25 protein-coding genes, 2 tRNA genes and 1 pseudogene are annotated in these 25,784 nt (G+C 65.0%); 19 read left to right on the forward strand and 9 right to left on the reverse strand.

Annotated elements, in window-relative coordinates:
- Positions 1-7: 7 nt before the first annotated feature.
- Genes CFB52_RS07395 through CFB52_RS07405 form a run of 3 tightly spaced genes read right to left on the reverse strand, consistent with a single transcriptional unit; the run spans position 8 to position 2,339 of the window.
- Positions 8-721, reverse strand: a complete 714-nt coding sequence (locus CFB52_RS07395; RefSeq protein ID WP_099316340.1) for an SDR family oxidoreductase — start codon at positions 719-721, stop codon at positions 8-10.
- A 38-nt stretch (positions 722-759) separates the two neighbouring features.
- Complete coding sequence (locus tag CFB52_RS07400; RefSeq protein WP_099316341.1) at positions 760-1,770, reverse strand: polysaccharide deacetylase family protein; 1,011 nt, start codon at positions 1,768-1,770, stop codon at positions 760-762.
- 11 nt (positions 1,771-1,781) lie between these two features.
- Positions 1,782-2,339, reverse strand: a complete 558-nt coding sequence (locus tag CFB52_RS07405) for an ester cyclase (protein WP_099316342.1) — start codon at positions 2,337-2,339, stop codon at positions 1,782-1,784.
- A gap of 135 nt (positions 2,340-2,474) precedes the next feature.
- Between CFB52_RS07405 and CFB52_RS07410 the strand changes: the two genes are divergently transcribed.
- The 13 genes from CFB52_RS07410 (at position 2,475) to CFB52_RS07475 (ending at position 15,421) form a co-directional block, all read left to right on the forward strand.
- Positions 2,475-3,383 carry a LysR family transcriptional regulator gene (locus tag CFB52_RS07410; protein WP_099316343.1) on the forward strand — a complete coding sequence of 303 codons (909 nt, stop codon included), beginning with the start codon at positions 2,475-2,477 and terminating at the stop codon, positions 3,381-3,383.
- A gap of 123 nt (positions 3,384-3,506) precedes the next feature.
- Positions 3,507-4,403, forward strand: a complete 897-nt coding sequence (locus CFB52_RS07415) for an alpha/beta fold hydrolase (RefSeq protein ID WP_060318229.1) — start codon at positions 3,507-3,509, stop codon at positions 4,401-4,403.
- Positions 4,404-4,482: 79 nt separating this feature from the next.
- Positions 4,483-4,836 carry a RidA family protein gene (locus CFB52_RS07420; RefSeq protein ID WP_006486103.1) on the forward strand — a complete coding sequence of 118 codons (354 nt, stop codon included), beginning with the start codon at positions 4,483-4,485 and terminating at the stop codon, positions 4,834-4,836.
- A 39-nt stretch (positions 4,837-4,875) separates the two neighbouring features.
- Positions 4,876-7,110, forward strand: coding sequence for a bifunctional (p)ppGpp synthetase/guanosine-3',5'-bis(diphosphate) 3'-pyrophosphohydrolase (locus CFB52_RS07425; RefSeq protein WP_059575806.1), 2,235 nt, complete (start codon positions 4,876-4,878; stop codon positions 7,108-7,110).
- Positions 7,111-7,194: 84 nt separating this feature from the next.
- A tRNA-Val gene (locus CFB52_RS07430) sits at positions 7,195-7,271 on the forward strand.
- Positions 7,272-7,542: 271 nt separating this feature from the next.
- Positions 7,543-9,450: a threonine--tRNA ligase gene (gene thrS / locus CFB52_RS07440; protein WP_006486105.1), complete on the forward strand. Its 1,908-nt coding sequence runs from the start codon at positions 7,543-7,545 to the stop codon at positions 9,448-9,450.
- A 49-nt stretch (positions 9,451-9,499) separates the two neighbouring features.
- Positions 9,500-10,024 carry a translation initiation factor IF-3 gene (gene infC / locus CFB52_RS07445; RefSeq protein WP_081066449.1) on the forward strand — a complete coding sequence of 175 codons (525 nt, stop codon included), beginning with the start codon at positions 9,500-9,502 and terminating at the stop codon, positions 10,022-10,024.
- 190 nt (positions 10,025-10,214) lie between these two features.
- Entirely contained in the window at positions 10,215-10,412 is a 198-nt protein-coding gene (gene rpmI / locus CFB52_RS07450; protein WP_004191477.1) for a 50S ribosomal protein L35, read from the forward strand.
- 30 nt (positions 10,413-10,442) lie between these two features.
- On the forward strand, positions 10,443-10,802 hold the full coding sequence (gene rplT / locus CFB52_RS07455) for a 50S ribosomal protein L20 (RefSeq protein ID WP_004192938.1): 360 nt from the start codon (positions 10,443-10,445) through the stop codon (positions 10,800-10,802).
- Positions 10,803-10,950: 148 nt separating this feature from the next.
- On the forward strand, positions 10,951-11,964 hold the full coding sequence (pheS, locus tag CFB52_RS07460; protein WP_180278204.1) for a phenylalanine--tRNA ligase subunit alpha: 1,014 nt from the start codon (positions 10,951-10,953) through the stop codon (positions 11,962-11,964).
- Positions 11,965-12,062: 98 nt separating this feature from the next.
- A complete protein-coding gene (gene pheT, locus CFB52_RS07465) occupies positions 12,063-14,492 on the forward strand; it encodes a phenylalanine--tRNA ligase subunit beta (RefSeq protein WP_099316344.1) in 2,430 nt (809 codons plus the stop codon).
- A 72-nt stretch (positions 14,493-14,564) separates the two neighbouring features.
- Positions 14,565-14,951 carry an integration host factor subunit alpha gene (locus CFB52_RS07470; RefSeq protein WP_006486093.1) on the forward strand — a complete coding sequence of 129 codons (387 nt, stop codon included), beginning with the start codon at positions 14,565-14,567 and terminating at the stop codon, positions 14,949-14,951.
- Between the two features lie 56 nt (positions 14,952-15,007).
- A complete protein-coding gene (locus CFB52_RS07475) occupies positions 15,008-15,421 on the forward strand; it encodes a MerR family transcriptional regulator (protein ID WP_060318240.1) in 414 nt (137 codons plus the stop codon).
- Positions 15,422-15,506: 85 nt separating this feature from the next.
- On the opposite strand, the gene CFB52_RS07480 is transcribed toward CFB52_RS07475, so the two are convergent.
- On the reverse strand, positions 15,507-17,717 hold the full coding sequence (locus CFB52_RS07480; RefSeq protein ID WP_099316345.1) for a hypothetical protein: 2,211 nt from the start codon (positions 17,715-17,717) through the stop codon (positions 15,507-15,509).
- Positions 17,718-18,167: 450 nt separating this feature from the next.
- Between CFB52_RS07480 and CFB52_RS07485 the strand changes: the two genes are divergently transcribed.
- The 4 genes from CFB52_RS07485 to CFB52_RS07500 all read left to right on the forward strand — a co-directional run bounded on the left by CFB52_RS07485 (position 18,168) and on the right by CFB52_RS07500 (position 21,253).
- A complete protein-coding gene (locus CFB52_RS07485) occupies positions 18,168-18,881 on the forward strand; it encodes a bifunctional 2-polyprenyl-6-hydroxyphenol methylase/3-demethylubiquinol 3-O-methyltransferase UbiG (protein WP_099316346.1) in 714 nt (237 codons plus the stop codon).
- Between the two features lie 129 nt (positions 18,882-19,010).
- Positions 19,011-19,087 (forward strand) — tRNA-Pro (locus CFB52_RS07490).
- Between the two features lie 140 nt (positions 19,088-19,227).
- Positions 19,228-20,436: an outer membrane protein assembly factor BamC gene (gene bamC / locus CFB52_RS07495; RefSeq protein ID WP_059575791.1), complete on the forward strand. Its 1,209-nt coding sequence runs from the start codon at positions 19,228-19,230 to the stop codon at positions 20,434-20,436.
- A 526-nt stretch (positions 20,437-20,962) separates the two neighbouring features.
- The gene (locus CFB52_RS07500) at positions 20,963-21,253 is read left to right on the forward strand and encodes a putative quinol monooxygenase (RefSeq protein ID WP_099316347.1); all 291 of its coding nucleotides are present in this window, start codon (positions 20,963-20,965) and stop codon (positions 21,251-21,253) included.
- 52 nt (positions 21,254-21,305) lie between these two features.
- Here the strand turns inward: CFB52_RS07500 and CFB52_RS07505 are convergent, their stop codons facing one another.
- The 3 genes from CFB52_RS07505 to CFB52_RS07515 all read right to left on the reverse strand — a co-directional run bounded on the left by CFB52_RS07505 (position 21,306) and on the right by CFB52_RS07515 (position 22,913).
- Positions 21,306-21,563 (reverse strand): hypothetical protein, encoded by a 258-nt coding sequence (locus CFB52_RS07505; protein ID WP_006486090.1) that lies wholly within the window; start codon positions 21,561-21,563, stop codon positions 21,306-21,308.
- A 136-nt stretch (positions 21,564-21,699) separates the two neighbouring features.
- Entirely contained in the window at positions 21,700-21,975 is a 276-nt protein-coding gene (locus tag CFB52_RS07510; protein WP_059575785.1) for a hypothetical protein, read from the reverse strand.
- A gap of 221 nt (positions 21,976-22,196) precedes the next feature.
- Positions 22,197-22,913, reverse strand: coding sequence for a YdcF family protein (locus CFB52_RS07515; RefSeq protein WP_099316348.1), 717 nt, complete (start codon positions 22,911-22,913; stop codon positions 22,197-22,199).
- Between the two features lie 160 nt (positions 22,914-23,073).
- On the opposite strand from CFB52_RS07515, the gene CFB52_RS07520 reads away from it, so the two are divergent.
- Positions 23,074-23,391: a hypothetical protein gene (locus CFB52_RS07520; RefSeq protein WP_059575782.1), complete on the forward strand. Its 318-nt coding sequence runs from the start codon at positions 23,074-23,076 to the stop codon at positions 23,389-23,391.
- 197 nt (positions 23,392-23,588) lie between these two features.
- Here the strand turns inward: CFB52_RS07520 and CFB52_RS35005 are convergent, their stop codons facing one another.
- A complete protein-coding gene (locus tag CFB52_RS35005) occupies positions 23,589-23,840 on the reverse strand; it encodes a hypothetical protein (protein WP_060965968.1) in 252 nt (83 codons plus the stop codon).
- A 201-nt stretch (positions 23,841-24,041) separates the two neighbouring features.
- A pseudogene (locus CFB52_RS07530) lies at positions 24,042-24,437 on the reverse strand (transposase); the annotation flags it as partial.
- Between the two features lie 430 nt (positions 24,438-24,867).
- Here CFB52_RS07530 and CFB52_RS07535 point away from each other — a divergent pair.
- On the forward strand, positions 24,868-25,770 hold the full coding sequence (locus CFB52_RS07535) for a LysR family transcriptional regulator (protein WP_060318259.1): 903 nt from the start codon (positions 24,868-24,870) through the stop codon (positions 25,768-25,770).
- Positions 25,771-25,784: the final 14 nt, after the last annotated feature.

Genomic DNA, 25,784 nt, shown 5'->3' on the forward strand with positions numbered 1-25,784 from the left:
GTATGTATCACGCAATCGCGCCGCCGCCGTCGATCAGCACCGTCGAGCCAGTCGCATAAGGCGTTGCCGCTAGGTACACGATCGCATTCGCGACATCCTCCGGCCGACCGACCCTGCGTGCCGGCAGCCGCTGCGCGGCGCCCGCATACATCGCGTCGCGTGCGTCGGGAGCGAGCTTGTCCCACAGCGGCGTCGCGATCAGGCCCGGCGACACGGTATTCACACGCACCGGCGCGAGCTCCAGCGCCAGCCCGCGGGCGAGCGCCTCGAGCGCCGCGTTGATCGCGCCTTGCAGGACCGACGACGCGCTCGGCCGCACGCTGAGGTAGCCCGACACGAACGTCAGCGAACCGCCGGGCGCGATATCGATCGCGCGGGCGATGCGGTAGGCGCCCCAGAACTTGCTGTCCATCGCCGCCTGCGCGTCGTCAAGCGGCAGCGCGCGGACCGGGCCTGTGGCCGTCTTCGCGGCAGAAATCACGACGTGATCGAACTGGCCGGCGCGGGCGCAGAATGCGTCGACGTTCGCCGTATCGATGATGTCGAGCGTTTCGGTTCGCACGTGCTCGCCCGGTATGGCGTCGATAGCGAACCTGCCCGGATCGCGCGACGCGATCGTCACGCGCGCGCCGCGTTGCGCGAATGCCGTCGCGGTGGCGGCGCCGATGCCGGAGCTTCCTCCGACGACGAGTACTTTCTTTCCGTGGAGCGGATCATTCATGAAGGTCTTTCCTGGGTGATGAGTTGAACGGCATCCGGTCAGATCGTTTCGGTTTCGCGCAGCGTCGACGGGCTATGCAGCGCGAAGCGCGCAATGTCGTCCTTGCGCATGAAAGCGACACCCGGGTGTGATCGCGCGTAGTGCAGGAAATCGTCCCACGCACGGACCATCTGCGGCGTGCCGCTGATCCGGTCGTGCGCACTGATCGACATCAGCCGCCGCCTGTGGCCGGCTTCCGCGTACAACTGGTCGAAATCGAGCTTGATCTGCTCGACGAACATCGTCGGCGAGTAGTTGCGGCCTTCGATCAGCAGGATGTCGTTGTTGCGCAGCGTGTACGGAACCACCGCGAAATCGCGACCATCGACGGTCTCGATGAACGGTTCGTCGCGACTGACGTCGTCGATGTGATACACGTAGCCGAGTTCGTGCAGCAGCGACAACGTATGCGGCCCGCGCCGCAGCCAGTTGCAGTTGTAGCCGGTCGGGCGCTGGCCGGTCACCGCTTCGACCATGTCGCGCGCTTCGGTCAGGAAGCGGCGCTCGTCGTCGCGGCTCATCGCGAATTGCGCGCGCCACGTCGGGCCGTGCGCGGCGGCTTCGTGGCCGCGCGACACGATCTCGCGCGCCAGTTCGGGGTGCCGGCGCGCGGCTTCCCCGATCATGTGCGACGTCACTTTCACGCCGTGTCGATCCCACAGATCGAGCAGGCGCGGAATGCCTTCCCGGTACCCATACGCGAACCAGGTGGCCGACGCGAGATCGATCGGCACCGACGGCGGAAACGCGACGGCCGGAAACGGGCTGTCCGCGCCGGTCGGAGGTTGTCCGCCCGCCTCGAACTGCATCGAGATCGAGATCACGAGCCGCGCGCCGTCCGGCCAGAACGGCGCGGCGCCCGGCGCCGCGGGCGCCGGCGTCGGCGCGGCGGTGGCAGGCAGGGGCGTGCCTGCGGCCAGCGCGACGCCGGCAGCGAGCCCGGCGCCGGCCTGGGCCAGGAACGTGCGGCGCGGCAGGGGTGTCGCGGGCGTGTCGTTATCGTGAGTCATCGTCCCCTCCGTCAGCCGACGAGCCCGAGCTGACGCATCAGCGTCAGGTTGTCCTCGATGTGCCAGTTTTCCGCGATCCGGCCGTGATCGATCCGGTAGATATCGGTCGCGATGAAGTCGATTGCCTGTCCGCGCCCGGCCGTTCCGTTGAATGCGCCGGTGAAATGCCCGCGGAAATGCAGGTGCACGACGACCCGGTCGCCTGCCACGATCATCTGTTCGATGTCGCAGCGCAGGTCCGGGATCGCGCCGCGCATCGTGCCGGAGGCCGCGATCGGCCCCGCGATGCCTTGTTCGCGGCCGGGCGGCAGGGTTTGGTCGGTGAAGTCGTCTGCGAGCGCCGCGCGGGCGAGGGCGGGGTCGCCGGTGTTCCAGAAGCTGCCGTAGCGGCGCGCGGCCAGGATTTGCGCGCGAGCCTGCGCGGCCGGCAAGCCTGCCGCGACGGTCAGGCTGTGCGGCGAGACGAGATCGGCGGCCTGGGACGCGGCGGGCCAGAGTGCCACGACGCAAGCGGCTGCCGCGAATGCGTGCGCGACGGGGCGGGCGGCCGAACGAAGGCGGATCGACATGATTTCGAGGGTCCTGTGAAGAGCGTCATGCGACGACGCGGAACAGGTATGGTAGGTTTCCGTTCTACATGCAAATACGGGCAAAAGGCGAATGGATTCTTCGAAAAAAGGAAAGATTGAAGCGAGGCTGGCACCATGACGCTCATCGACGATTTTCCGGCGCTCGATACCTTCGCGCGGATCGTGTCGGCCGGCAGCCTGTCGGCGGCGGCGCGCGAGCTCGACCTGTCGTTGTCCGTCGTCAGCAAGCGGCTCGCGCATCTCGAGTCGCGGCTCGGCGTGCGCCTGCTGCACCGGACGACGCGGCAGCAAACGCTCACCGACGACGGCGCGCAGTTTCACGCGCAGGTGCTGCGCATCCTGGCCGAGGTCGAGCATGCCGAAACGCTGATGCGCGATCGTCGCGGCACGGTCAGCGGCGTGCTGCGCGTGACGGCGCCCGGCGAGCTCGGCCGCCTGCGCATCGCGCCGCTCGTGGCGGCCTTTCAGCAGCGACATCCGCAATTGACCGTGCAGCTGGTGCTGACCGATGCGGTCGTCGATCTGCTCGCAGCCGACATCGACGTCGCCGTGCGAATCGGCAATCTTGCCGATTCGACGATGATCGCGCGCGAGCTGGCGCCGAATCATCGCGTGCTGTGCGCGTCACCGGGCTATCTCGCGGCGCACGGGCGGCCGGCTCATCCGGCCGAGCTCCGCGCGCACCGATGCATCGTGATGGGCGACCAGCCGCGTGCCGAATGGCGGTTCGACGGCGCGCAAGGCGACGTGGCGGTCGAGGTCACGGCCGCGCTGCTGACGAACGACGGCGGCGCGGCGCGCACGCTGGCGCTCGAAGGCGCGGGCATTGCATTGAAGTCGATCTGGGACGTCGGCGCCGATCTCGATGCCGGTCGGCTCGTGCGCGTGCTGCCGGCCTTCGAGGCGCCCGCGGCGCCGCTGCATGCCGTCTATCCCGGCGGCCGCCATGTGCCGTTGCGCGTGCGGACGTTCGTCGATTTCCTGCGCGAGCAGTTGCGTCACGCGTGGCGCCGCGACGCTTGAACCCGTCCCGGGCGGTGCGCCGGGCGCGTGGCGCCTCGTGATTCCGAAGCGGTTTACAATCGTTTGCATCGGGCGCCGCAAGCGTTGCCCTGCGCGTCGCCCCCGTTCGACAGGATGCCAACGATGCCAACGACCCCAGCGAATCCCGCGGTTCCCCGCCAGCGGCGCGTGCAGTGTGCAAGCGCGGCCGGCCTTCACCATGTCGCCTATACCGAGTGGGGCGATCCCGCGAATCCGCGCGTGCTCGTCTGCGTGCACGGCCTGACGCGCTCCGGGCGCGATTTCGACCGGCTTGCCGCTGCGCTGTCGGATACGTATCGCGTCGTCTGCCCCGATGTCGTCGGGCGTGGCCGGTCCGATCGGCTGGCCGATCCGCGGCTCTATGCGATTCCGCAGTACGTGGCCGACATGGTTACGCTGATTGCACGGCTCGACGTCGAATCGGTCGACTGGTTCGGCACGTCGATGGGCGGGCTGATCGGCATGGCGCTCGCCGGGCTGCCGGGTTCGCCGCTGCGCCGGATGATCGTCAACGACGTCGGCCCGCGCATCGAGCCCGATTCGCTGACGCGCATCGGCGAGTACCTCGGCGTGCAGCCGCGCTTTGCGACCGAGCAGGAGGGAATCGACTATCTGACGTCGCTGTCGCTGCCGTTCGGTGCGCTGAGCGCCGACGAGTGGCGCGAGATCAACGGGCCGCTGCTGCACGAATTGCCCGAAGGCGGCTGGACGATGCGCTACGACCCGCGCATCGCCGAGCCGTTCAAGGCGACGACGCCCGAGCTGGCCGCGCTCGGCGAGGCCGCGCTGTGGCGCGCGATCGAGACGACGGACGCGACGCTGCTCGTCGTGCGCGGCGAGACGTCCGACCTGCTGTCGCGCGAGACGGCGGATGAAATGGTGCGTCGCGGCCGGCATGTGACGCAGGTCGAGATTCCGGGCGCGGGCCACGCGCCGGCGTTCGTCAGCGCCGACCAGATTGCGCTCGCGCGGCGGTTTTTCGTCGAAGGCGACGCATAAACGCGTCATAATATGCGGTTCGGCGGCACGTGGGCCGTGCCGCCGCCCGATTCCTTACCCATCACGACCGGAACATTTCATGGCAGTCATTCGTCACCACGTCGGGGCCCGTCTCTCCGAAACCGCGATCCACAACGGTACCGTGTATCTGGCCGGCCAGATCGCCGAAGACACCACGCAGGACATCCGCGGCCAGACGCGCGAAGTGCTCGGCCACATCGATCGCCTGCTCGCCGAAGCGAACAGCGACAAGGCGCATCTGCTGTCGGTGCAGATCTACATCTCGGATCTCGCGAACTTCGAAGGCATGAATGCGGAGTGGGACGCATGGGTCGCACCGGGCAACACGCCGCCGCGCGCGACCGTCGAGGCGAAGCTCGCCGATCCGGCGCTGCTCGTCGAGATCGTGGTCGTCGCCGCGCAGCGGAGCTGAGCGTTATCCGACGATGACCGTATTCCGGCAGGCCGTGCCATGACCGAATCCGTTTCCGCTTCTCCCGTCGCGGCGCCGTCGTTCGACGACGTGCTCGCGTTCGTGCGCGAGCGGGCCGGCGACGCGCGCCTGTCGTCGGGCGAGCTGCTCGCCGATCACTCGGCGGGCACGGCGGCGATCATGCGCACGCTGAACGTCGATCCGCACGCGATGCAGGCCGCCGCGCTGTTCGTGCTGACGCCGCACCTGAGCGACCCCGAGCGCGAGCTGACCGAGCGTTTCGGCGACGAGGTCGCGCGGCTCGTGGCCGACGTGCGCAAGCTGTTGCGGCTCGGTACCGTCAGCCTGCGCGCCGCGCAGAACGCGAAGCCCGACGCCGGGCGCGACGCGGCGGAGGAGCGGCGCACGCAGATCGAGGCGCTGCGCAAGATGCTGCTCGCCTTCGCGCAGGACATCCGCGTGGTGCTGATCCGGCTCGCGTCGCGGTTGCAGTCGCTGCGCTACTACGCGGCCGCGAAGCTCGATCCGCCGCCCGACGTCGCGCGCGAGACGCTCGAGATCTATGCGCCGCTCGCGAACCGTCTCGGTATCTGGCAACTGAAGTGGGAACTCGAGGATCTCGCGTTCCGCTTCGAGGATCCCGTCACCTACAAGCGGATCGCGAAGCTGCTCGACGAAAAGCGCATCGAGCGCGAGGCGTACGTCACGCAGGCGATCGCGCGGCTGCAGCACGAGCTCGCGCAGGCGCACATCCAGGCCGACGTGAGCGGCCGGCCGAAGCATATCTACAGCATCTGGCGCAAGATGCGCGGCAAGGAGCTCGATTTCTCCGAGCTGTACGACGTGCGCGCGTTTCGCGTGATCGTGCCCGACATCAAGGATTGCTACGCGGTGCTCGGCATCGTGCATCACCTGTGGCAGCCGGTGCCGAAGGAGTTCGACGACTACATCTCGCGGCCGAAGCCGAACGGCTACAAGTCGCTGCATACGGTCGTGATCGGCGACGACGGCCGCGCGTTCGAAGTGCAGATCCGCACGCAGGAGATGCATCGTTTCGCGGAGTACGGCGTCGCCGCGCACTGGCGCTACAAGGAGGCCGGCGCGCGCGGCTATGGCGGCCAGTTCTCGGCGAGCGACAAGTACGACGAGAAGATCGCGTGGCTGCGCCAGTTGCTCGCATGGAAGGACGACGTCGAGGACGGCGCCGAAGTGTCGGGCGACCAGGCGTGGGCGCAATTGCGCGAGACGTCGCTCGACGACGACCACATCTACGTGCTGACGCCGCAGGCGCGCGTGATCGCGCTGCCGCAGGGCGCGACGCCGGTCGATTTCGCGTACCACCTGCACAGCGAGCTCGGCCATCGCTGCCGTGGCGCGCGCGTCGACGGGGCGATGGTGCCGCTGAACACGCCGCTCGCCAACGGCCAGACGGTCGAGATCGTTGCGGTGAAGGAAGGCGGGCCGTCGCGCGACTGGCTGAACCTGCAGCTCGGTTACCTGAAGAGTTCGCGCGCGCGGCAGAAGGTGCGTGCGTGGTTCAACTCGATCGAGCAGGAAGAAAACGTCGCGCACGGCCGCGCGCTCGTCGAAAAGACGCTGCAGCGCGAGGGCAAGACGTCGGTCAACCTGGACAACCTCGCCGCGAAGCTCGGCTTCAAGTCGCCCGAGGAACTGTTCTCGGTCGTCGGCAAGGAAGAGTTCAGCCTGCGCAACGTCGAGCACGCGCTGTCCGATGCGCCGCCGCCGGAACCGGCGCCCGAGGCGCCGGCCGATTTCGAGAAGCGCAGCAGCGGTGCGAGCGTCGCGCACGGCGCGTCGACCGGCGTGCTGGTGGTGGGCGTCGACGCGCTGCTGACGCAACTGGCGCGCTGCTGCCGTCCGGCGCCGCCCGATCCGATCAGCGGTTTCGTCACGCGCGGCAAGGGAATGTCGATCCACCGCAGCGACTGCCCGACGTTTCGCCGGATGGTCGAGCGCGCGCCGGAGCGCGTGCTGCAGACGACGTGGTCGGCCGACGTGCTGGGCGGGCGCGGCGCGTCCGTCTATCCGGTCGACCTGATGATCGAGGCGAGCGACCGGCAAGGGTTGCTGCGCGATATCTCCGAAGTGTTCGCGCGCGAAAAGATCAACGTCGTGGGCGTGAAGACCCAGAGCCGCCGCAATGCGGCGTTCATGCAGTTCACGGTCGAGGTATCGAATTCGGCGCAGGTGCAGCGCGCGTGCACGCTGCTCGGCGAGGTGCAGGGCGTCGTGCGGGCGGGGCGGAAGTCGTAATGGGGTTGGAACGGCGTCATTTTGCTGCGGCCGCATAAAACACTTGCCAAGCCGGCCGCCGCCCCATATAATCTCAGCTTCTCTAGGCTCGTAGCTCAGCTGGTTAGAGCACCACCTTGACATGGTGGGGGTCGTTGGTTCGAGTCCAATCGAGCCTACCAACGAATTGAGAATGCCCGGCCTCCGGGTGTTCGAAGCAGTACACAACTCAACGCGAACAAGGCGAATACGGTTATGACACCGCGAACGTTGACCGAAACCACTTCGGAGCGACGCTAGTCGAGGAACGTTTTCGCCCTTTCAGTTTGAGTGAAGTATCGAATGCGGCCCCTCGAAAGCGGGGCCGCATTTTTTTTGTCGCGAAATTTTCATGCGTGAGTTCGATCTCGCGTACCTGGTCTGCCGCCCACTGTCGGCATCACGGAGAGTGCTATGGTTTCGATACGCTTGCCTGACGGCTCAGTTCGACAATACGAGCATCCGGTGACAGTCGCCGAGGTTGCGGCCTCGATCGGTCCCGGTCTTGCGAAGGCTGCGCTTGGTGGCAAGCTCGATGGCGAGCTCGTGGATACGTCGACGGTGATCGACCGCGACGCGTCGCTCGCGATCGTCACCGACAAGGATGCCGACGGCCTCGACATCATCCGCCATTCGACCGCCCACTTGCTCGCGTATGCGGTGAAGGAACTGTATCCGGACGCGCAAGTGACGATCGGCCCGGTGATCGACAACGGTTTCTATTACGACTTCTCGTACAACCGCCCGTTTACGCCGGAAGATCTGGAAAAGATCGAAAAGCGCATGCAGGAACTCGCGAAGAAGGACGAGCCGGTCACGCGCCGTGTCGTGTCGCGCGACGAGGCGGCCGGTTACTTCCGCAGCATTGGCGAGAAGTACAAGGCCGAGATCATCGAATCGATTCCGCAAAGCGACGAAATCAAGCTGTACTCGCACGGCGGCTTCACCGATCTGTGTCGCGGCCCGCACGTGCCGTCCACCGGCAAGCTGAAGGTCTTCAAGCTGATGAAGGTCGCCGGCGCGTACTGGCGCGGCGATTCGAAGAACGAGCAGCTGCAGCGGATCTACGGCACGGCCTGGACGAAGAAGGAAGACCAGGACCAGTACCTGCACATGCTCGAGGAAGCGGAAAAGCGCGACCACCGCAAGCTGGGCAAGCAGCTCGACCTGTTCCACATGCAGGAAGAGTCGCCGGGCATGGTGTTCTGGCATCCGAAGGGCTGGGCGCTGTGGCAGCAGGTCGAGCAGTACATGCGCCGCCGCGTCAACGAAGCCGGCTATCTCGAGATCAAGACGCCGATGATCATGGACCGCTCGCTGTGGGAAGCGTCGGGCCACTGGCAGAACTATCGCGAGAACATGTTCACGACGGAGTCGGAGAAGCGCGACTACGCGATCAAGCCGATGAACTGCCCGGGCCACGTCCAGGTGTTCAAGCACGGCCTGCGTTCGTACCGCGATCTCCCGCTGCGCTACGCGGAATTCGGCTCGTGCCACCGCAACGAGGCGTCGGGTGCGCTGCACGGCCTGATGCGCGTGCGCGGCTTCGTGCAGGACGATGCGCACATCTTCTGCACGGAAGACCAGTTCATCTCGGAATCGATCGCGTTCAACACGCTGGCCATGAGCGTGTACAAGGATTTCGGTTTCGATCACATCGACATCAAGCTGTCGCTGCGCCCCGATCAGCGTGCGGGTACGGACGAGACGTGGGATCGCGCCGAGCAGGGTCTGCGCGATGCACTGACCGCCTGTGGCCTCACGTGGGAAGAGTTGCCGGGCGAGGGTGCGTTCTACGGCCCGAAGATCGAGTACCACATCAAGGATGCGCTCGGCCGTTCGTGGCAGTGCGGCACGCTGCAGCTCGACATGGTGCTGCCGGAGCGCCTGGGCGCCGAGTACGTGGCGGAAGACAACAGCCGCCGCCGGCCGGTGATGCTGCACCGTGCGATCGTCGGTTCGATGGAGCGTTTCCTTGGCATTTTGATCGAGCACCATGCTGGTGCAATGCCGGTTTGGCTCGCGCCGTACCAGGCAATTGTGCTCAATATCGCCGAAAGTCAGGCCGAATATGCGCAGTCTCTGGCCCAATCGTTGCAAAAACAAGGGGTTAGAGTGGCGGCCGATTTGCGCAACGAGAAGATTAGCTATAAAATACGCGAGCACACGCTGGAAAAGGTGCCTTATCTCCTCGTCGTGGGCGATAAGGAGCGTGATGCGCAAACGGTAGCCGTGCGTGCCCGTGGCGGCGTCGACCTTGGCGTTATGCCGGTCGAAGCCTTCGTTGAGCGTCTGCAGGAAGACCTGCGCTCGTTCAAGTAACCGCCCTGGCAGCGCGGCTCGTTTTTTTAATTTTTAGAGGAAACGTAACATCGCTACTGATAAGTCGTCGCACCGCATCAACGGTGAAATCACTGCGCCGGAAGTGCGCCTGGTCGGGATCGAGAATGAACCGCTCGGTATCGTAAAACTCGCTGACGCTTTCCGTAAATCGGAAGAACTGGATGTTGACCTGGTGGAAATCGCGCCGCAAGCGGTGCCGCCGGTTTGCCGTCTGATGGATTACGGCAAGTTCAAGTACCAGGAATCGAAGAAGCAGCACGAAGCGAAGCTGAAGCAGAAGGTCATCCAGGTCAAGGAAGTCAAGTTCCGTCCGGGTACCGATGACGGGGATTACAACGTCAAGCTCCGCAATCTCGTGCGCTTCCTCGAAGAGGGCGACAAGACGAAGATCACGTTGCGTTTCCGCGGCCGCGAAATGGCTCACCAGGAAATCGGTATGCGGATGCTCGAGCGTCTGCGCACGGATCTCGACGAAGTCGGCCAGGTCGAGCAGATGCCGAAGATGGAAGGGCGCCAGATGATCATGGTGCTCTCGCCGAAGAAAAAGAAGTAACGGGCCCGCGCGCATCGCGCGCAGGTTCGACAGTGGTTCGGCGCGTTGCCCGGTCAGGGCGGCGCGCCAGCAACGACGGCGGCTGCGCAAGCGGTTCGCCGTACACAAGTGGACTGGGTTTCGAAGGGCGGGTCAAGGGCGCAAGCCAACCGCACACCCATCGCCATCTAATAAACTGGAGTTGTTCGTCATGCCTAAGATGAAGACCAAGAAGAGCGCTGCAAAGCGCTTCGTGGTGCGTCCGGGCGGTACCGTCAAGCGCGGTCAAGCCTTCAAGCGCCACATCCTGACCAAGAAAACCACGAAGAACAAGCGCCATCTGCGCGGCGCAACGGCAGTTCACGATTCCGATCTGAACTCCGTCCGCGCGATGCTCCCGTTCGCGTAACCCCTCAACTGATACTCCAAGGAGAGAAACATGCCTCGAGTCAAACGTGGGGTAACCGCACGGGCCCGCCACAAAAAGATCATCAACCTGGCCAAGGGTTATCGCGGCCGTCGCAATAACGTCTACCGCATCGCCAAGCAGGCGGTGATGCGCGCTGGTCAGTACGCGTACCGCGATCGCCGCAACAAGAAGCGTGTGTTCCGCGCACTGTGGATCACGCGTATCAACGCGGCAGTTCGCCAGCACGACATGACCTACAGCGTGTTCATCAACGGCCTGAAGAAGGCGTCGATCGAACTCGACCGTAAGGTGCTGGCCGACATGGCGGTGTTCGACAAGGCTGCTTTTGCTGCGATCGTCAAGCAGGTGAAAGCCGCCGTTGCAGCCTAATTGCGAAATTAGCACTGCGTGGTTAGTTGCAGCGAGGTTCCGGTAGTCTCGGCCGCTGCAGCGAAAACGGGGCTCTTCCGAGCCCCTTTTTTGTTTGGTGGGTAGATTTTCTCGCCAAGACCGAATGACGTTGGAAATGATGGGATCTATGGATCTGGACCAGATTGTCGCCGACGCGCAGCAGTCCTTCGAACAGGCTGCCGACATCACCACGCTCGAAAACGAGAAAGCTCGATTTCTCGGTAAATCGGGTGCGCTGACCGAGTTGCTCAAGGGCCTCGGCAAGCTCGATCCCGAAACACGCAAGACCGAAGGCGCACGCATCAACGTCGCGAAGCAGCAGGTTGAAGCCGCGCTCACCGCCCGTCGCCAGGCACTGGCCGACGCGCTGCTGAATCAGCGCCTCACCGCCGAAGCGATCGACGTGACGCTGCCGGGCCGCGGCGCCGGCACAGGCAGCCTGCACCCGGTGATGCGCACGTGGGAGCGGGTCGAACGGATTTTCGGCTCGATCGGTTTCGACGTGGCCGACGGCCCCGAAATCGAGACCGACTGGTACAACTTCACGTCGCTGAACAGCCCGGAGAACCATCCGGCGCGTTCGATGCAGGACACCTTCTACGTCGAAGGCAAGGATGCCGACGGCCGCCAGCTGCTGCTGCGCACGCACACGAGCCCGATGCAGGTGCGTTATGCGCGCATGAACCGTCCGCCGATCAAGGTGATCGCGCCGGGCCGCACGTATCGCGTCGACAGCGATGCGACCCACTCGCCGATGTTCAATCAGGTCGAGGGGCTGTGGATCGACGAAAACATCAGCTTCGCCGATCTCAAGGGCGTTTATACCGACTTCCTGAAAAAATTCTTCGAGCGCGACGACATCCTCGTGCGCTTCCGTCCGTCGTATTTCCCGTTCACGGAACCGTCGGCCGAGATCGACATGATGTTCGAGCAAGGCAAGAACGCCGGCAAGTGGCTCGAAATTTCCGGCTCGGGCCAGGTGCATCCGACCGTGATCCGCAACATGGGCCTCGACCCCGAGCGCTACATCGGTTTCGCGTTCGGCAGCGGCCTCGAGCGCCTGACGATGCTGCGCTACGGCGTGCAGGATCTGCGGCTGTTCTTCGAGAACGATCTGCGTTTCCTGCGCCAGTTCGCGTAACGCTGCTCGCCGCGCCGACATGTGCCCGTGCATGCCCCCGCCGGATGTGTCCGACGGGGCCCGGGCGCCGATCTAACCTGTTTCGAACGTAGACATCCATGCAATTCCCTGAATCCTGGTTGAGAACCTTTGTCGACCCGCAGCTGACGACCGACGAGCTGTCGCACGCGCTGACGATGGCGGGGCTCGAAGTCGAATCGCTGAGCAAGGCGGCACCGCCGACGTCGAAGATCGTCGTCGGCCGCGTGCTCGAAGTCGTCAAGCATCCGGATGCGGACAAGCTCAATGTCTGCCAGGTCGACGCCGGCACCGGCGCGACGCTGAACATCGTCTGCGGCGCGCCGAACGTGGCGCCCGGCATCAAGGTGCCGGTCGCGCTGGTGGGCGCGGAACTGCCGCCGGCGGAAGAGGGTGGCAAGCCGTTCGCGATCAAGCTGTCGAAGCTGCGCGGCGTGGAGAGCCAGGGGATGCTGTGCTCGGCGCGCGAGCTGAAGCTGTCGGAAGACCACAGCGGGCTGCTGATCCTGCCGGAAGACACGCCGATCGGCCAGGACATCCGCGAGACCCTCAATCTCGACGACACGATCTTCGAAATCAAGCTGACGCCGAACAAGGCCGACTGCCTGTCGGTATTCGGCATCGCGCGCGAGACGGCCGCGATCACCGGCGCGCCGCTGACGCCGGTCGACATCCGCCAGGTGAACGTCGAGCTCGACGAAACGCTGCCGGTGCGCATCGCCGCGCCGGATCTGTGCGGCCGTTTTTCGGGCCGCGTGATCCGCGGCGTGAACGCGCGCGCGAAGACGCCGCAGTGGATGGTGGAGCGCCTCGAGCGTTCGGGCCAGCGCAGCGTGTCCGCGCTCGTCGACATTTCGAACTACGTGATGTTCGAGCTCGGCCGCCCGTCGCACGTGTTCGATCTCGACAAGATCCACGGCGGCATCGAGGTTCGCTGGGGCAAGCGCGGCGAATCGCTGAAGCTGCTCAACGGCAACACGGTCGAACTCGACGAAACGGTCGGCGTGATTGCGGACGACCGTCAGGTCGAAAGCCTGGCCGGCATCATGGGCGGCGACAGCACGGCCGTCACGCTCGATACGACCAACATCTACCTGGAAGCCGCGTTCTGGTGGCCGGACAGCATCCGCGGCCGCGCGCGCAAGTACAACTTCTCGACCGATGCGGCCCATCGCTTCGAGCGCGGCGTCGATTACGCGACGACCGTCGAACACGTCGAGCGCATCACGCAACTGATCCTCGAGATCTGCGGCGGCAAGGCCGGCCCGGTCGACGATCAGGCGGTGAACCTGCCGCAGCGCGCGCCGGTGAAGATGCGCGTGTCGCGCGCGAATCGCATCATCGGCGTGAAGATCGGCGCCGACGAGATCGCGAACATCTTCACGCGCCTCGGCCTGCCGTTCGAGCGTGAAGACGACGCGTTCCTCGTCACGCCGCCGTCGCACCGCTTCGACATCGAGATCGAGGAAGACCTGATCGAGGAAGTGGCGCGCATCTACGGCTTCGAGAAGATCCCCGCGCGGCCGCCGGTCGCGACGAGCGAAATGCGCGCGACCCACGAGACGCGGCGTTCGATCCACGACATCCGTCACGCGCTGGCCGCGCGCGACTACGCGGAAACCGTCAACTTCAGCTTCGTCGATGCGGAGTGGGAGCGCGATTTCGCGGTCAACGACAACCCGATTCGTCTGCTGAATCCGATCGCGAGCCAGCTTTCGGTGATGCGCACGACGCTGTTCGGCAGCCTGATCGCCGTGCTGCGCCACAACCTGAACCGGCGCGCCGATCGCGTGCGCGTGTTCGAGTCGGGCCGCGTGTTCGTCGCCGATCCGTCGGTGAAGGCCGGCGAGCTGGCGGTCGAGGGTCATGCGCAGCCGAAGCGCGTCGGTGCGCTTGCGTACGGTCCGGCACTCGACGAGCAGTGGGGCGTGGCGACCCGCGCGGTCGATTTCTTCGACGTGAAGGGCGATCTCGAAGCGCTGCTCGCGCCGGCGGTGGCACGCTTCGTGAAGGCCGAGCATCCGGCCCTTCATCCGGGCCGCAGCGCACGCATCGAGGTCGACGGCCGCGCGGTCGGCTGGATCGGCGAACTGCATCCGCGTCTGATGCAGAAGTACGAGCTGCCGCACGCGCCGGTGATGTTCGAGATCGACGCGGACGCGCTGATCGCACGTGCGCTGCCCGCGCCGACCGACGTGTCGAAATTCCCGCCGGTCCGTCGCGATATCGCCGTTGTCGTCGATCAGGCGGTCGAGGTACAGGCCCTTTTCGACGAAATGAAGAAGGCGCTTGCGGAAGACGCCTGCCGATTCGTTCAGAAGGTTGTACTCTTCGACGAATTTCGTGCAAAATCAAATACTTCCGGTGGCCTTGCCGCGAACGAGAAGAGCCTTGCCTTCCGCGTGACGCTGCAGGACGCGGCTGGCACGCTGCAGGACGAGGTCGTCGAGCAGGCGATCCAGACGCTGGTCGAGCGGATGGCGCATGCCGGTGCGCGTCTGCGCGGCTAAGGAGAGGGCCCGCCCTTTCACGGGCGGCTTTTTTCCATCGTAAGTTTTGATTCAACGCGCTGTATGGCAGATATGAACGACATGACCTCGAGTGAATTCGAAGCCCTCCTGACGGCGCAACGCAGCGCGATGAACCGCGACGCGTCGGCGCCGGCGTCCACCGAGACGCCGACGCTGACGAAGGCGGAACTGGCGGAGCTGTTGTTCGACAGCGTCGGGCTGAACAAGCGTGAAGCGAAGGACATGGTCGAGGCGTTTTTCGAAGTGATCCGCGACGCGCTCGAAAACGGTGAAAGCGTCAAGCTGTCGGGGTTCGGCAATTTCCAGTTGCGCGACAAGCCGCAGCGTCCGGGCCGCAATCCGAAGACGGGCGAGGCGATTCCGATCGCGGCCCGCCGGGTGGTAACCTTCCACGCGAGCCAGAAACTGAAGGCGCTGGTCGAAAACGGCGCGGAGTAACACGCGCCGGCGCCCCTGCGCGGCCCCGCGCATCCCTTACCGACGGTTAACCGACGATGACCACCACGGTTGAGAAAGTCGTTTTGCCTCCGATTCCCGCGAAGCGCTACTTCACGATCGGCGAAGTCAGCGAGCTGTGCGGGGTCAAGCCACATGTGCTGCGTTACTGGGAACAGGAATTCACTCAGTTGCGGCCGGTGAAGCGGCGCGGCAACCGGCGGTATTACCAGCATCACGAGGTGCTGCTGATCCGGCGGATTCGCGAGTTGCTGTACGAGCAGGGCTTCACGATCAACGGCGCGCGCAACCGGCTCGATTCGCCGGGCAGCGAGCGGGCCGCGGCGGAGCCGGTCGACTCCGACGCGCAGGCAAACGATGCGCGTGGGGCGGGCAAGCCCGGCGAAAACGTCGACGTCATCGCGTTGCGGCAGGCGTTGCTCGACGTGATCGACGGACTGAAACACGACTGAGTGCGCGCCGCGCAGGATGCATTGGAAAGCCCGGTTGGCGATCTGCCACCGGGCTTTTTTCATGCGGGCCGTGCTTGCTTGCGGATCAGCGCGACGCAAGCGGATTCTTCTGTCCGATGTCGACGACCAGCGTGCCGTCCGGCAGCATCCGCACCGAGCCCTGCGCGACCTGGCTGCGATAGTCGTACAGGTCGAACCGCATCGGCCCGGCCTCGGCCGAATTCCGGATCAGCGCGCGCACGTTCAGTTCGAGGACGTTGAACATCTTCATGTCGCCGCCTTCCATCCACATGTAGCTCGGCGCGTCGATCTGCGGCCGCTTCGGCACGGGCGCGCCCGCCGCGCGCCGGAACGTGAGACGCAGTCCATCGCGCTCGACGGTGGCCTGGGCGAGCTTGCCGTTCAGCACGGGCGGCGGGAACACGGTGTACTGGTCGAGCACGAGCGTGTCGCCGCGCAGTTCCGCGCCGCGTCGCCGCAACGGCGTCAGCGATGCGAGCTCGATGCCGAGCGAGCGCAGCAGCGTGGCCTGCGGGATGCCGAGCACCGACACCTGCGACGGCGTGAAGGCGAGATGCCGGTCGTCGAGCACCGTCAGCGAGCCCTTCATGTCGGTCGGCAGCCAGACACCCGGTACGTGATTCCACAGCTTGATGCCGCCCTGGACGCGCAGGTCCTGGCCGTCCGCGCTCAGTTGGAGGTCGTTCAGCGAGCGCGGCGAATAGTCGAGCAGGTAGTCGTTGAACAGCGCCGACATCGCCTTCCACGACTCGACGACCGTGCCGCCGAGAATGCGGATGTCGTACTGGTTCGGGTCGTCGAGATCGACGGGTTCGCCCGGGCGCTTCGACACGAGTTCCACGTCGAGATCGTCGACATGAAAGCCGATGTCACCGGACAGGTTGAAATCGACGTTGCGCAGATGGATCGTCGGGTTGCGGTTCGATACGTACCGTTCGTTGAACGGCGTCGTCGACGTGCGTCGCATCGCGACCTTCTGCATGCCGGGCCGCATCGCGTCCGCCGCGAGCGCGGACGCTTCCCAGTGCTGCCGCACGTCGCGCAGCGCATTCTGCTGCGCGGCGAGAAAACTGTCGTTCAGGCGCGCGGCCGCGTTGCCGAGCGCCGCGCCGCTGGCCGGGCCCGTATACGAAGGCATCCGGATCGTCATCGCGCCGCTTTCGTCGAAGTTGAAGTAGCCGGCCGATACCTGGTCGCGATAGTGATACAGGTCGAACACGAACGTCTGGTCGCGTTTCGACGGGTCGACCGGCCCGATCAGGATGTCCGCGTTCATCGGCATCGAGCGCATGAATTTCACGTCGCCGCCGCGGATGACCATCGCCTGCTGCGGCGCGTTCGCGGGCATCGCGAAGCCGGCATGCGTGCCGTCGTCGAGCTTCAGGTCGAGGCCGGCCGGCGTCACGCGCACGGCGGTGATCGTGAGTTTCAGGCGCGGCGGCGGCATCAGCTTGTCGACGGCCATCACGAGATCGTCGCCGGCGAGTTGCGCGATCGGTGTCTGAACCTTCAACAGGTCGGCCATTTTCACGTTGGCCGCGCGCATCACCGGCTGCGCGTCGAGGCCCGACACGCGTACGCCGGTCGGGTGGAACACGAGCTGGCTGCCGTCGCGGACCGCGAGCGTGCCGGTCAGCGAGAACGGTACCCAGCCGTCGCGCCGCATCTCGCCTTGCAGATGGATCACGCCGTCGCCGGCCGACACCGCGAGCTTGCGCAGCGGCGCGTTGCGATAGCCGAAGATGTAAGTGTTGAAGAGGGCGGTCAGCTTCGCGTTGTCGAGCGTGACCGTGCCTTCGTGCACGTCGATCTCGAAGCTGGTCGGATCGTCGAATACGATCGGCGCGCCGGCTTGCGTCGGCACGAGCGTGGCCGACAACTGATGGATGAAGAAGCCGAGATTGTTGACGACGCGGAAATCGACGTCGCGCAGGAACGTCATCGCGCCGTTCTGGCCCGAGTCGCGCAGCGTGAACGGGCGCGGCTGCGTGAGGCTGATCGACGCGAGCGACGGCACGGTGCGCGCGAGCTGCCGTTCGCGCGCGAGGCGCTCGGCCTTGGCGCGTTCGATCTTCGTGGATGCGATGGATGTGTTGCTGTCGCGCTGCGCGGCGGATTCCGCGCAGCCCGCGCAGAGCAGCGCGAGCGCCAGCGCGCCGCAGCCGAACAGGCGGGATGTCGTGTGCGACTGCGGGGCGGCCGTGCGTCGCCGGCCGGAAAACCAGTCGAAAATTGCCAAAGGCGAGCGATGGCCGCGCCGGACCGTATTCCGCATCGTCTGTCTCCATGTCTTGTCTTGATCGACGGCGGCGCGCCAGTGCCCGGCGCGAGCGTCGATGCCGTGCAGTGTGTCATAGCGCGCTAGAGCGGCGTCACCAAACAACGGGCGATCGCCCGCGGCGCGTCGAGCGACTGTCAGACAATGGAATCGGCGTGGAGGGGGCGCCGAATCAAACGCTCGTTTGGTTTGTTCCGGCGGTGGATCGGCATCTTTCGGGGCGAGCCCCGAAAACCTGCGGCCGGCCTTGGGCGGCGCGACTTTGACGGGATGAGCGCACCGTAGCGATTGGCCGTCAGGCGGTCACCGTCCTTTTCGATCGGGGGCGAATGTGCGTTGCCGGGGAGTCCGGGCATCGACGGATACGACAGACCACGACGGCGAGGTAAGATCCCGACGAGTGGCCGATTCGACATCACAACACGGCAGCCATCACGGGGAAGCGCCATGGACCTGAAGGAAGTCGACGTACTGGGTGCGGGGGTGGGCGATCACTGGTACTACGCGTCGAAGGCGAGCGCCATTCGCCGGTTTCTGGGCGCATCGGGCGCGAACCGGATACTCGACGTCGGTGCGGGTTCCGGCTTCTTCTCGAAGCATCTGCTCGAACGCACGCATGCGATAGAAGCATGGTGTGTCGATACGAGCTATGCCGACGACAGCGATGGCGAGGCGGCCGGCAAGCCGATCCACTTTCGGCGCGCCGTCGATCGATTCGATGCCGATCTCGTGTTGCTGATGGACGTGCTCGAACATGTTGACGACGATGTCGGGCTGCTGACGCAGTACGTGAAGGGCGCGCCCGCCGGCACCCGGTTCCTGATCACGGTTCCCGCGTTCCAGTTCCTGTGGAGCGGCCATGACGATTTCCTCGAGCACAAGCGCAGGTATACGCTCGGCGGCCTCGAGGACGTGGTTCGGCGTGCGGGGCTCGACGTCGAGCACGGCGCCTATTATTTCGGCCTCACGTTTCCGCTCGCGGCCGCATTGCGGCTCGGCGCGCGGGCACGTTCGCATCCGCGCGAGCCCGCGTCGCAATTGCGTCGTCATCATCCGTTCGTCAACGGCTTGCTCAAGACCCTCTGCCGCATCGAGTTGCCGATGTTCCGCTTCAATCGCGTTGCCGGCCTGACGGTCATCTGTGTCGCGCGCAAGCGGTGACGGCGACGGGGGCGGCGCCGTAGATTGCTCGCGTCGACGCCATCGCGCCAAAAAATTTCACGAGAACACGGACAAAATGCATGCGACCCGTTCTAAATCGGGAAACTGTCTGTTATAATTTTTTTCTTTCGGGGCGTAGCGCAGCCTGGTAGCGTACCTGCATGGGGTGCAGGTGGTCGGAGGTTCAAATCCTCTCGCCCCGACCAGACAAGAACCCGCGTCAGCTCAGGCTGACGCGGGTTTTTTCTTGGCCGTCGCTTTTTTGCACATCGCAGCGCGGCCCCGGTAAAATGCAAGGTTGATCCACGGAAAGCGCCGTGATTTAGCGGAAGAGGATTCCCCGAACATGACTGATCTTCGTCTTACCATGCGGTTCGCTGCAGTGCTCGCCACCGGCGCGCTCGTCGCCGGTTGCGGTACGTCGTCGCCCACGAAAGTGGACTACAAGAGCGATTCGAAATCGAAGGAAGCGTCGCTCGCAGTGCCGCCCAACATGCTCGACGAGACGGCCGATCAGCGTTCGCTGCCGCCCCAGGGCGGCGCGACTTCCCTGTCCGCGCTCCAGCAGGTCCAGCAGGCCGCGCCTGCGCTGGACACCGTCGCGCCGGCCGTGGCCGGCATGCATATCCAGCGCGACGGCACGGAAAGCTGGCTCGTGATCGACGGCAAGCAGCCGGCCGCGATCTGGCCGCAGGTTCGCCGTTTCTGGCAGGAGCAGGGCTTTCTGCTCGTGGTCGACCAGCGCGACAAGGGCGTGATGGAAACCGACTGGAACGAAACCCATCCGCAGATCAACGACGGCCTGATCCGCAGCGTGATCTCGAAGGCGATGGGCAATTCGTACGTGACGGCCGAGCGCAACAAGTACCGCACGCGTCTCGATTCGGCGCCGAACGGCGGCACCTATGTGTTCATCAGCCAGAAGGGCATGCGCGAGGCGATCACCGGCGCGAACAACGATTCGAGCAAATGGGAACCGAAGCCGAACGATCCGGCGCTCGAGACGGAATACCTGAAGCGGTTGATGGCCGTGCTCGCGCAGAACGAGCAGCGCGCGAAGAACGGCGAGGCTCCGATCGCGAACATCAAGGACAACGTGGTACCGAAGGACAAGAAGGCGGATACCGACGCGTCGTCGAAGGCTGCCGCGGCGATTGCGGCGCAGAACGTCTCGCGCACGTCGGCGCAAGGCAACGACGCGGCGGAAGCAGCCGTGCCGTCCGAAGTCACGCTCGGCGAGCCGTACGACCGATCGTGGCTGCACGTCGGTCTCGCGCTCGATCGCGCGAACTTCACGGTCGACGATCGCGATCGCTCGAAGGGCCTGTATTTCGTGCGCTATGTCGATCCGAAGGATTTGAGCTCGGCCGAGCAGGGCTTCTGGAGCCAACTGTTCCACGGCAAGAAGGAGAAGCAGGCGAAGCAGTATCGCGTCAACGTGAAGGCGCTCACGGCCGATCAGACGCGCGTCGCGGTCGTCGACGATTCGGGGGCGATCGACACGTCGTCGGCGGCTCGCCAGATCATGGGGTTGCTCGTGAATCAGCTTCGCTGATTCCGGCGTTTCCCGCACCCTTGAAAAGCCCGCCATTCGGCGGGCTTTTTTCATGGCCGCTCGCCGGCGCGGGCGCGCGTTCGGGTGGTTCGGCCCTGCCTCGTGACGTTACGTAACATCCGTCGCGTTACGGCGACAGAACACGTGTCACATTGTCGTCGATATAAAAATTATCCTTATGAATCAATGGGGTGAAGGTGGATTGGATGCTTGGCACGCAACCTGCTTTATATGTTCGAATCGTTAGAGCAGGGAGGATGGCGTCAGCGTCCGGAATGCGCCGCGAGCGCCTGAACAACGGTATCGACGCCTTTCAAATGCCGACGCGACGAGCGTCGGTCGACAGATGATGATCCGCGCCAGCGTGCGGATCTCGATGGCCCCGTCGCCTATCCTCGTAGGGCGACGGTTTCGCCCGCGCTTCTCTGAAGCGCGGGCTATTTTTTTTGTGCCGTCGTCATGCCTTATCGGCGTCGCCGGTGCGCGATGCGCGTATTCTCGGACTTTTTGAATGAAGGAGGCGGGAATGGCGGAAATCGCAGTCGTGGCGCTGATCGTGGCGAAGCCGGGCGCCGAGGAAAAACTGCGCGTCGTGCTCGAGGGAATCGTCGAGCTGACCCGCAACGAAGCCGGTGCGTTGCAGTATGACCTGCACCGGGATCTGAGGGAGCCCGCGCGATTCGTATTCGTCGAGCGTTGGGAGAGCGAGGAGGCGCTGGCCGCTCATGCGCGTTCCGCGCACATTCTCGCCTATCGCGAAGCGGCCGCGGACTGGATCGAGCGTTCCGAAATCCGCGTGCTGTCGAAACTCGTCTGAGCCGGAGTGCGGCGGAGTGGGGCGACCGGACGTGTCCGGTCGCGGCGGCGCGTCAGTGTGACGCGCTGGGTACGTCGAGGATCAGGATGATCGTCCAGTCGGCGTCGCCGTCGTGGTGATACTGGCGCTCGGCAACGATGAACGGTTGCTGCTTGCCTTGCGGGCCGAGGAACAGCACGTCGCCCTCCATCGGCAGACACTCGATCGGCGGCAGCGCGAGGAACGCGTCGTCCGAGCCGCGGGGCATCAGTTGCTTGATCTTGCGAGTGGCGGCTTCGGTCCACTCGATGTCGAGTTGAATGTTGCTCATGCTGTCCTCCGCACCGGGGTGCGCACGGGTGGAAAATTTCGGTGCGCGACTTTAGCACAGCGCGCGGGCGCCGCAACCAAAAAAGCCGAACCCGGTTGCCCGGATTCGGCTTTTCGCTGGAGCGGTGCCGCCGAACTTACTGGCTGGCAGCGTCTGCAGCCTTCGCCTTCTTGGCGGCCTTCTTCGCTGCTGCCTTGTGATGCGCAGCCTTCTTGCCGTGGTGATGCTCTTCCTGCGCCGCCGGCTGAGCCGCTTCGGCCGCTTGTTGCTGTTGCAGCGCTTGGGCGCGCTGCTCGATCTCGGCGATCTTGGCCGGATCGGTGATGGTCTGGATCTGCGTGCTCTCTTGCGCATACGCTGCGCCAGTCAGCGCCGACATCGCTACCAGGATAGCCAGGGACGTCTTCTTCATTGCTTTACCTCCGCTAAGTGGTGATGAACCCGAGTGTTGCCGTTTTGTCTGGCGACTGCAATCGAGTGCGTGTCGAGTGTAACAAAAGTGACGGATCAATGTGCACCGGATCGTCGCACGACGCAAGGCCCCGTTGAAGTCGCGCAACACTTCGCGTAGTTCGTCACGCGTCGGCCATCGAGGATGGTGCCGCGATTTTCGCGCCGATTTTGACGATGTCGTCAAAACCAGCCGAGCCAACGATATACGTGGAATTGCGCGATCCCGACCAGTTCGTGCAACGCCTGCTCGGCGTTGGCCACGTTGCGCCAGCGCGGCAGCCAGCCCGTTTGCGCGCGTCGGAGATTCGCATAAACGGGTTGTGGATCGATGCCGAAATGGCGGAAGTCGAGCAGGGCCCGGCGCATCTGGTACGACGACGTGACGAGAATGCGCGCGTCGTCACACTGTGGGCGTAGTATAGATGCAGTGAATTTCGCGTTTTCGTAGGTTGTGCGGCTGTTCGGTTCGAGCACGAGATCGGCCGGCGCCACGCCTTGCGCGACGAGCTGGCGCCCGTAGACGGCCGCCTCGGTGTCGCCGTGATGCTGCGGGTCGCCGCCCGACATCACCACGGTACAGCGTTCGGCCTGTTGCCGGCACGTGCGATAGAGCGCCGCAACCGTGCGGATGCGCGCGACGCCATCGGGCGGCGGCTGCAATCCGGTGTCGGTGCGGCGCGTGCCGGCGCCGATCAGGATCAGCGTGGTTCGCCCGTGCATGTCGGGATGTTCGACCGGCGTGACGCCGGCCTCGGTCCAGGCGATCAGCGGCGCCGCAAGCCAGCCCGTCGCCAGCAGCCAGAACAGCGCGACGGCGACGATCGAAATGGTTCTACGCTGCTTGCGGCAGAGCATGAAACCGATGAAGAGAAGTACAAATGAATCGAACAGAATCAATTTGATTGGGGTATGGTGTCTTTTTATGGAGGACTGACGATCTGGCCCTGACGCGACGCCGGAGAACGTCGGCCTCCAGAATCGGTGGCGGTTGGGGCGGGCGGAGACCCCGCCCGGCGCGCCGCTTCGCATTGTCGCTGCACTTTAAGAAAGAATCGAGATGGCCACGTATTCCAACGAAGCGGTGCTCGACGCATTGAGACGAGTGCAGTACCGCCAGGTACCGTGGGCACGCCGCCCGGGCGTGTTCGAGTATCTCCGTTCGCTCGGGCTGATGGACACGGTCCGGCAGAAGACCGTTGCCCCCGCACCGGGCTTCCATGCACCGGTCGACATTGCCGTACTGACCGACAGCGGTCGAGCCGAATTCTCGCGCCTCGAGCGCGAAGAGAAATTACTTTCCTGGACGGATCGCCGCATGGACGACTACGCGTTGAGCGAAGCGAGCGCCGTGGCGATTCTCGAAAGCCGTCTGTAGCGGTATTCCATCCCGCCCCGTGCATCGCCACGCGGGCCCGCGACGCAAAAAAAGCCCGTATCGCGAAGATACGGGCGTACCGGATACTTTTGCTGCTGCCACGCTGTGCTCATGGCAACGATGTTGACCCGCCGCATGCGGCGCAGTTCCCGGATGCGGACATTTTCTTTCGCGAAATCTCGAAATCGGCAGGACGTCTACGGATGGCGTGGCACGCCGGGCGACTGAGAGCCGATCCGCGCCCGCGCGTTGCTGGCGATGTCGCCGCGCAAGTCGCCGCGCGGCACGGTTTGCCGGCTGGACGGGTTGGCGGACGGCGGCTGGCGGAGGGTATTGCGGTGATCCTGCTGGCGATGGGGCGGCTTCACGCGATCGTCGGCATGGGCCGGAGCTGCGAGCGCCACGGAAACGACAATGCCGCATGCAACGAGCAGTGACATTGTTTTCATGGCGGGGCTCCCTTCAAGCCGTCCGTGCGGCCTGTTGATATGTCGCTAAGGTAAGCGTGGGAGTGCAGGCTTGCTGTAAATATTGGTAAATAGATGTTTCGCGGCACGACAACGGTAATCGACTGCAATGCATGCGGCGCAACAAGATCGCGTCGCAGAAAGAAACCGGGCGGCCGAAGCCGCCCGATCGAGCATTCGTTACGCCATCTTGACGGGCGCGCGCCAGGATTCCGGATTGGTCCAGAAGGCGCCGCGCAACCGATCGCGGCTCGGCGGCGCGGGTGGCTTCGCCGCGCTTGCGCCGATGCGTCCACGCAGCGAAATCTGCCGGCCGCTCGTGCCGAGTCGCTTCACGATTTCGGCGAGCGTACCGTCCGCCTGCCATTCGTCGAAGCGGCGGCGGCAGGTCGGCGGGGACGGATAGCGGCCCGGCAGTTTGGACCAGCCTTCGCCCGTCGACAGCACCCACAGCACGGCGTTGACCACCGAACGAGCTTCCACGCGAGGACGGCCGCGCCGCTCACTCCGTGCGGGTTCCGAGCAAAACAGACCCTCGACCAGCGCCCATTCGTTATCTCTCAAATCGTCGAACAGCATCATGTCCTCACCTCAGCGAAGCTAACTCCGGTGCGCTGCCCTGCGCCGCGCACTCTTCAAGCACTCGATCGTCGAGTGCCGGGTGGGGGCGTCCGGTTGGCCGGCAGCGGTGTTTCTGCTCTTCCGTCCGACGAAACCTGCACCCTGTGCGCAAGGTAATGCACGAAGCGTGCCATGTCGGAGGTGAATCCCTCGAGAGCCGCTTGGCAGCGAGCTAACGGCTAAGTCAGCTAGGGGCGTATAAGACGCCAAAATAACCCGTGAGCAAATCGGGACAATCACCAATCTTGTGCAATTCGCCCATGTCACGTGCGTTTGCGAACGTATTGCACCGCAGCGAAACATGGGCGAAGGACGCCGGATTCGTCACCGAAGCCGGTTTCGCGCATTAAAATCGCGCATCGATATCGACGATTGATGAGGTCAGGGGATGAACGTTACGCTGCGCCAGCTTCGCGTGTTCATCGAAGTCGCGCGGCTCAAGAGCTTCAGCCGGGCGGGTGACGAGATCGGGCTCACGCAGTCCGCGGTCAGCCGCTGCGTGCGCGAGCTCGAGGCCGAACTCGGGCTGAAGCTGATCGACCGCACGACGCGGGACGTGCAACTGACCGACGTCGGGGCGAACCTGATCGCGAGCGTGTCGCGCCTGCTCGACGATCTCGACGATACGCTGCGCGAGATCCGCGAGATCGGCGAGCAGCGCCGCGGGCGCGTGATCGTCGCGGCAAGCCCGACGATCGCATGCAGGCTGATGCCGCGCGTGGTGGCGTCGTGCGAGCGGCAGTTCCCGTTCGTGACGCTCGGCCTGCGCGACGACGTACAGAGCGACGTGTTGCGCAAGGTGAAGTCGAGCGAAGTCGATTTCGGCGTCGTGATCGGGCCGCTGACGGTCGCCGATCTCGTCTGCGAACCGTTGATGACCGATTCGTTCTGCCTTGTCGCGCGCGCCGACCATCCGCTCGCGGCGCGGTCCGAGGTGCCGTGGGCGGCGCTGGACGGCGAGCGCCTCGTGCTGCTCGACCATGCGTCGGGCAGCCGGCCGCTGATCGATGCGGCGCTGGCCACGCATCGCGTCAACGCGACGGTCATGCAGGAACTCGGGCATTCGGCGACCGTGTTCGGGCTGGTCGAGGCCGGTGTCGGCGTGAGCGTGCAGCCATGGCTATCGCTGCCGCTGCCCGCCGGCTCGACGCTCGTCGCGCGGCCGCTCACGCCGCGCACCGAACGCACCGTCGAGCTGGTGCGCCGCCGCGACCGGTCGTTGTCGCCCGCCGCGCAGGCGATCTGGGAGCTCGTGCGGCAGATGCCGGCGCGGGCCGAGGACCTCGATTGATGTGCATCGGCGTG

Source organism: Burkholderia sp. AU18528, from assembly GCF_002223215.2.
Classification (GTDB): domain Bacteria; phylum Pseudomonadota; class Gammaproteobacteria; order Burkholderiales; family Burkholderiaceae; genus Burkholderia; species Burkholderia semiarida.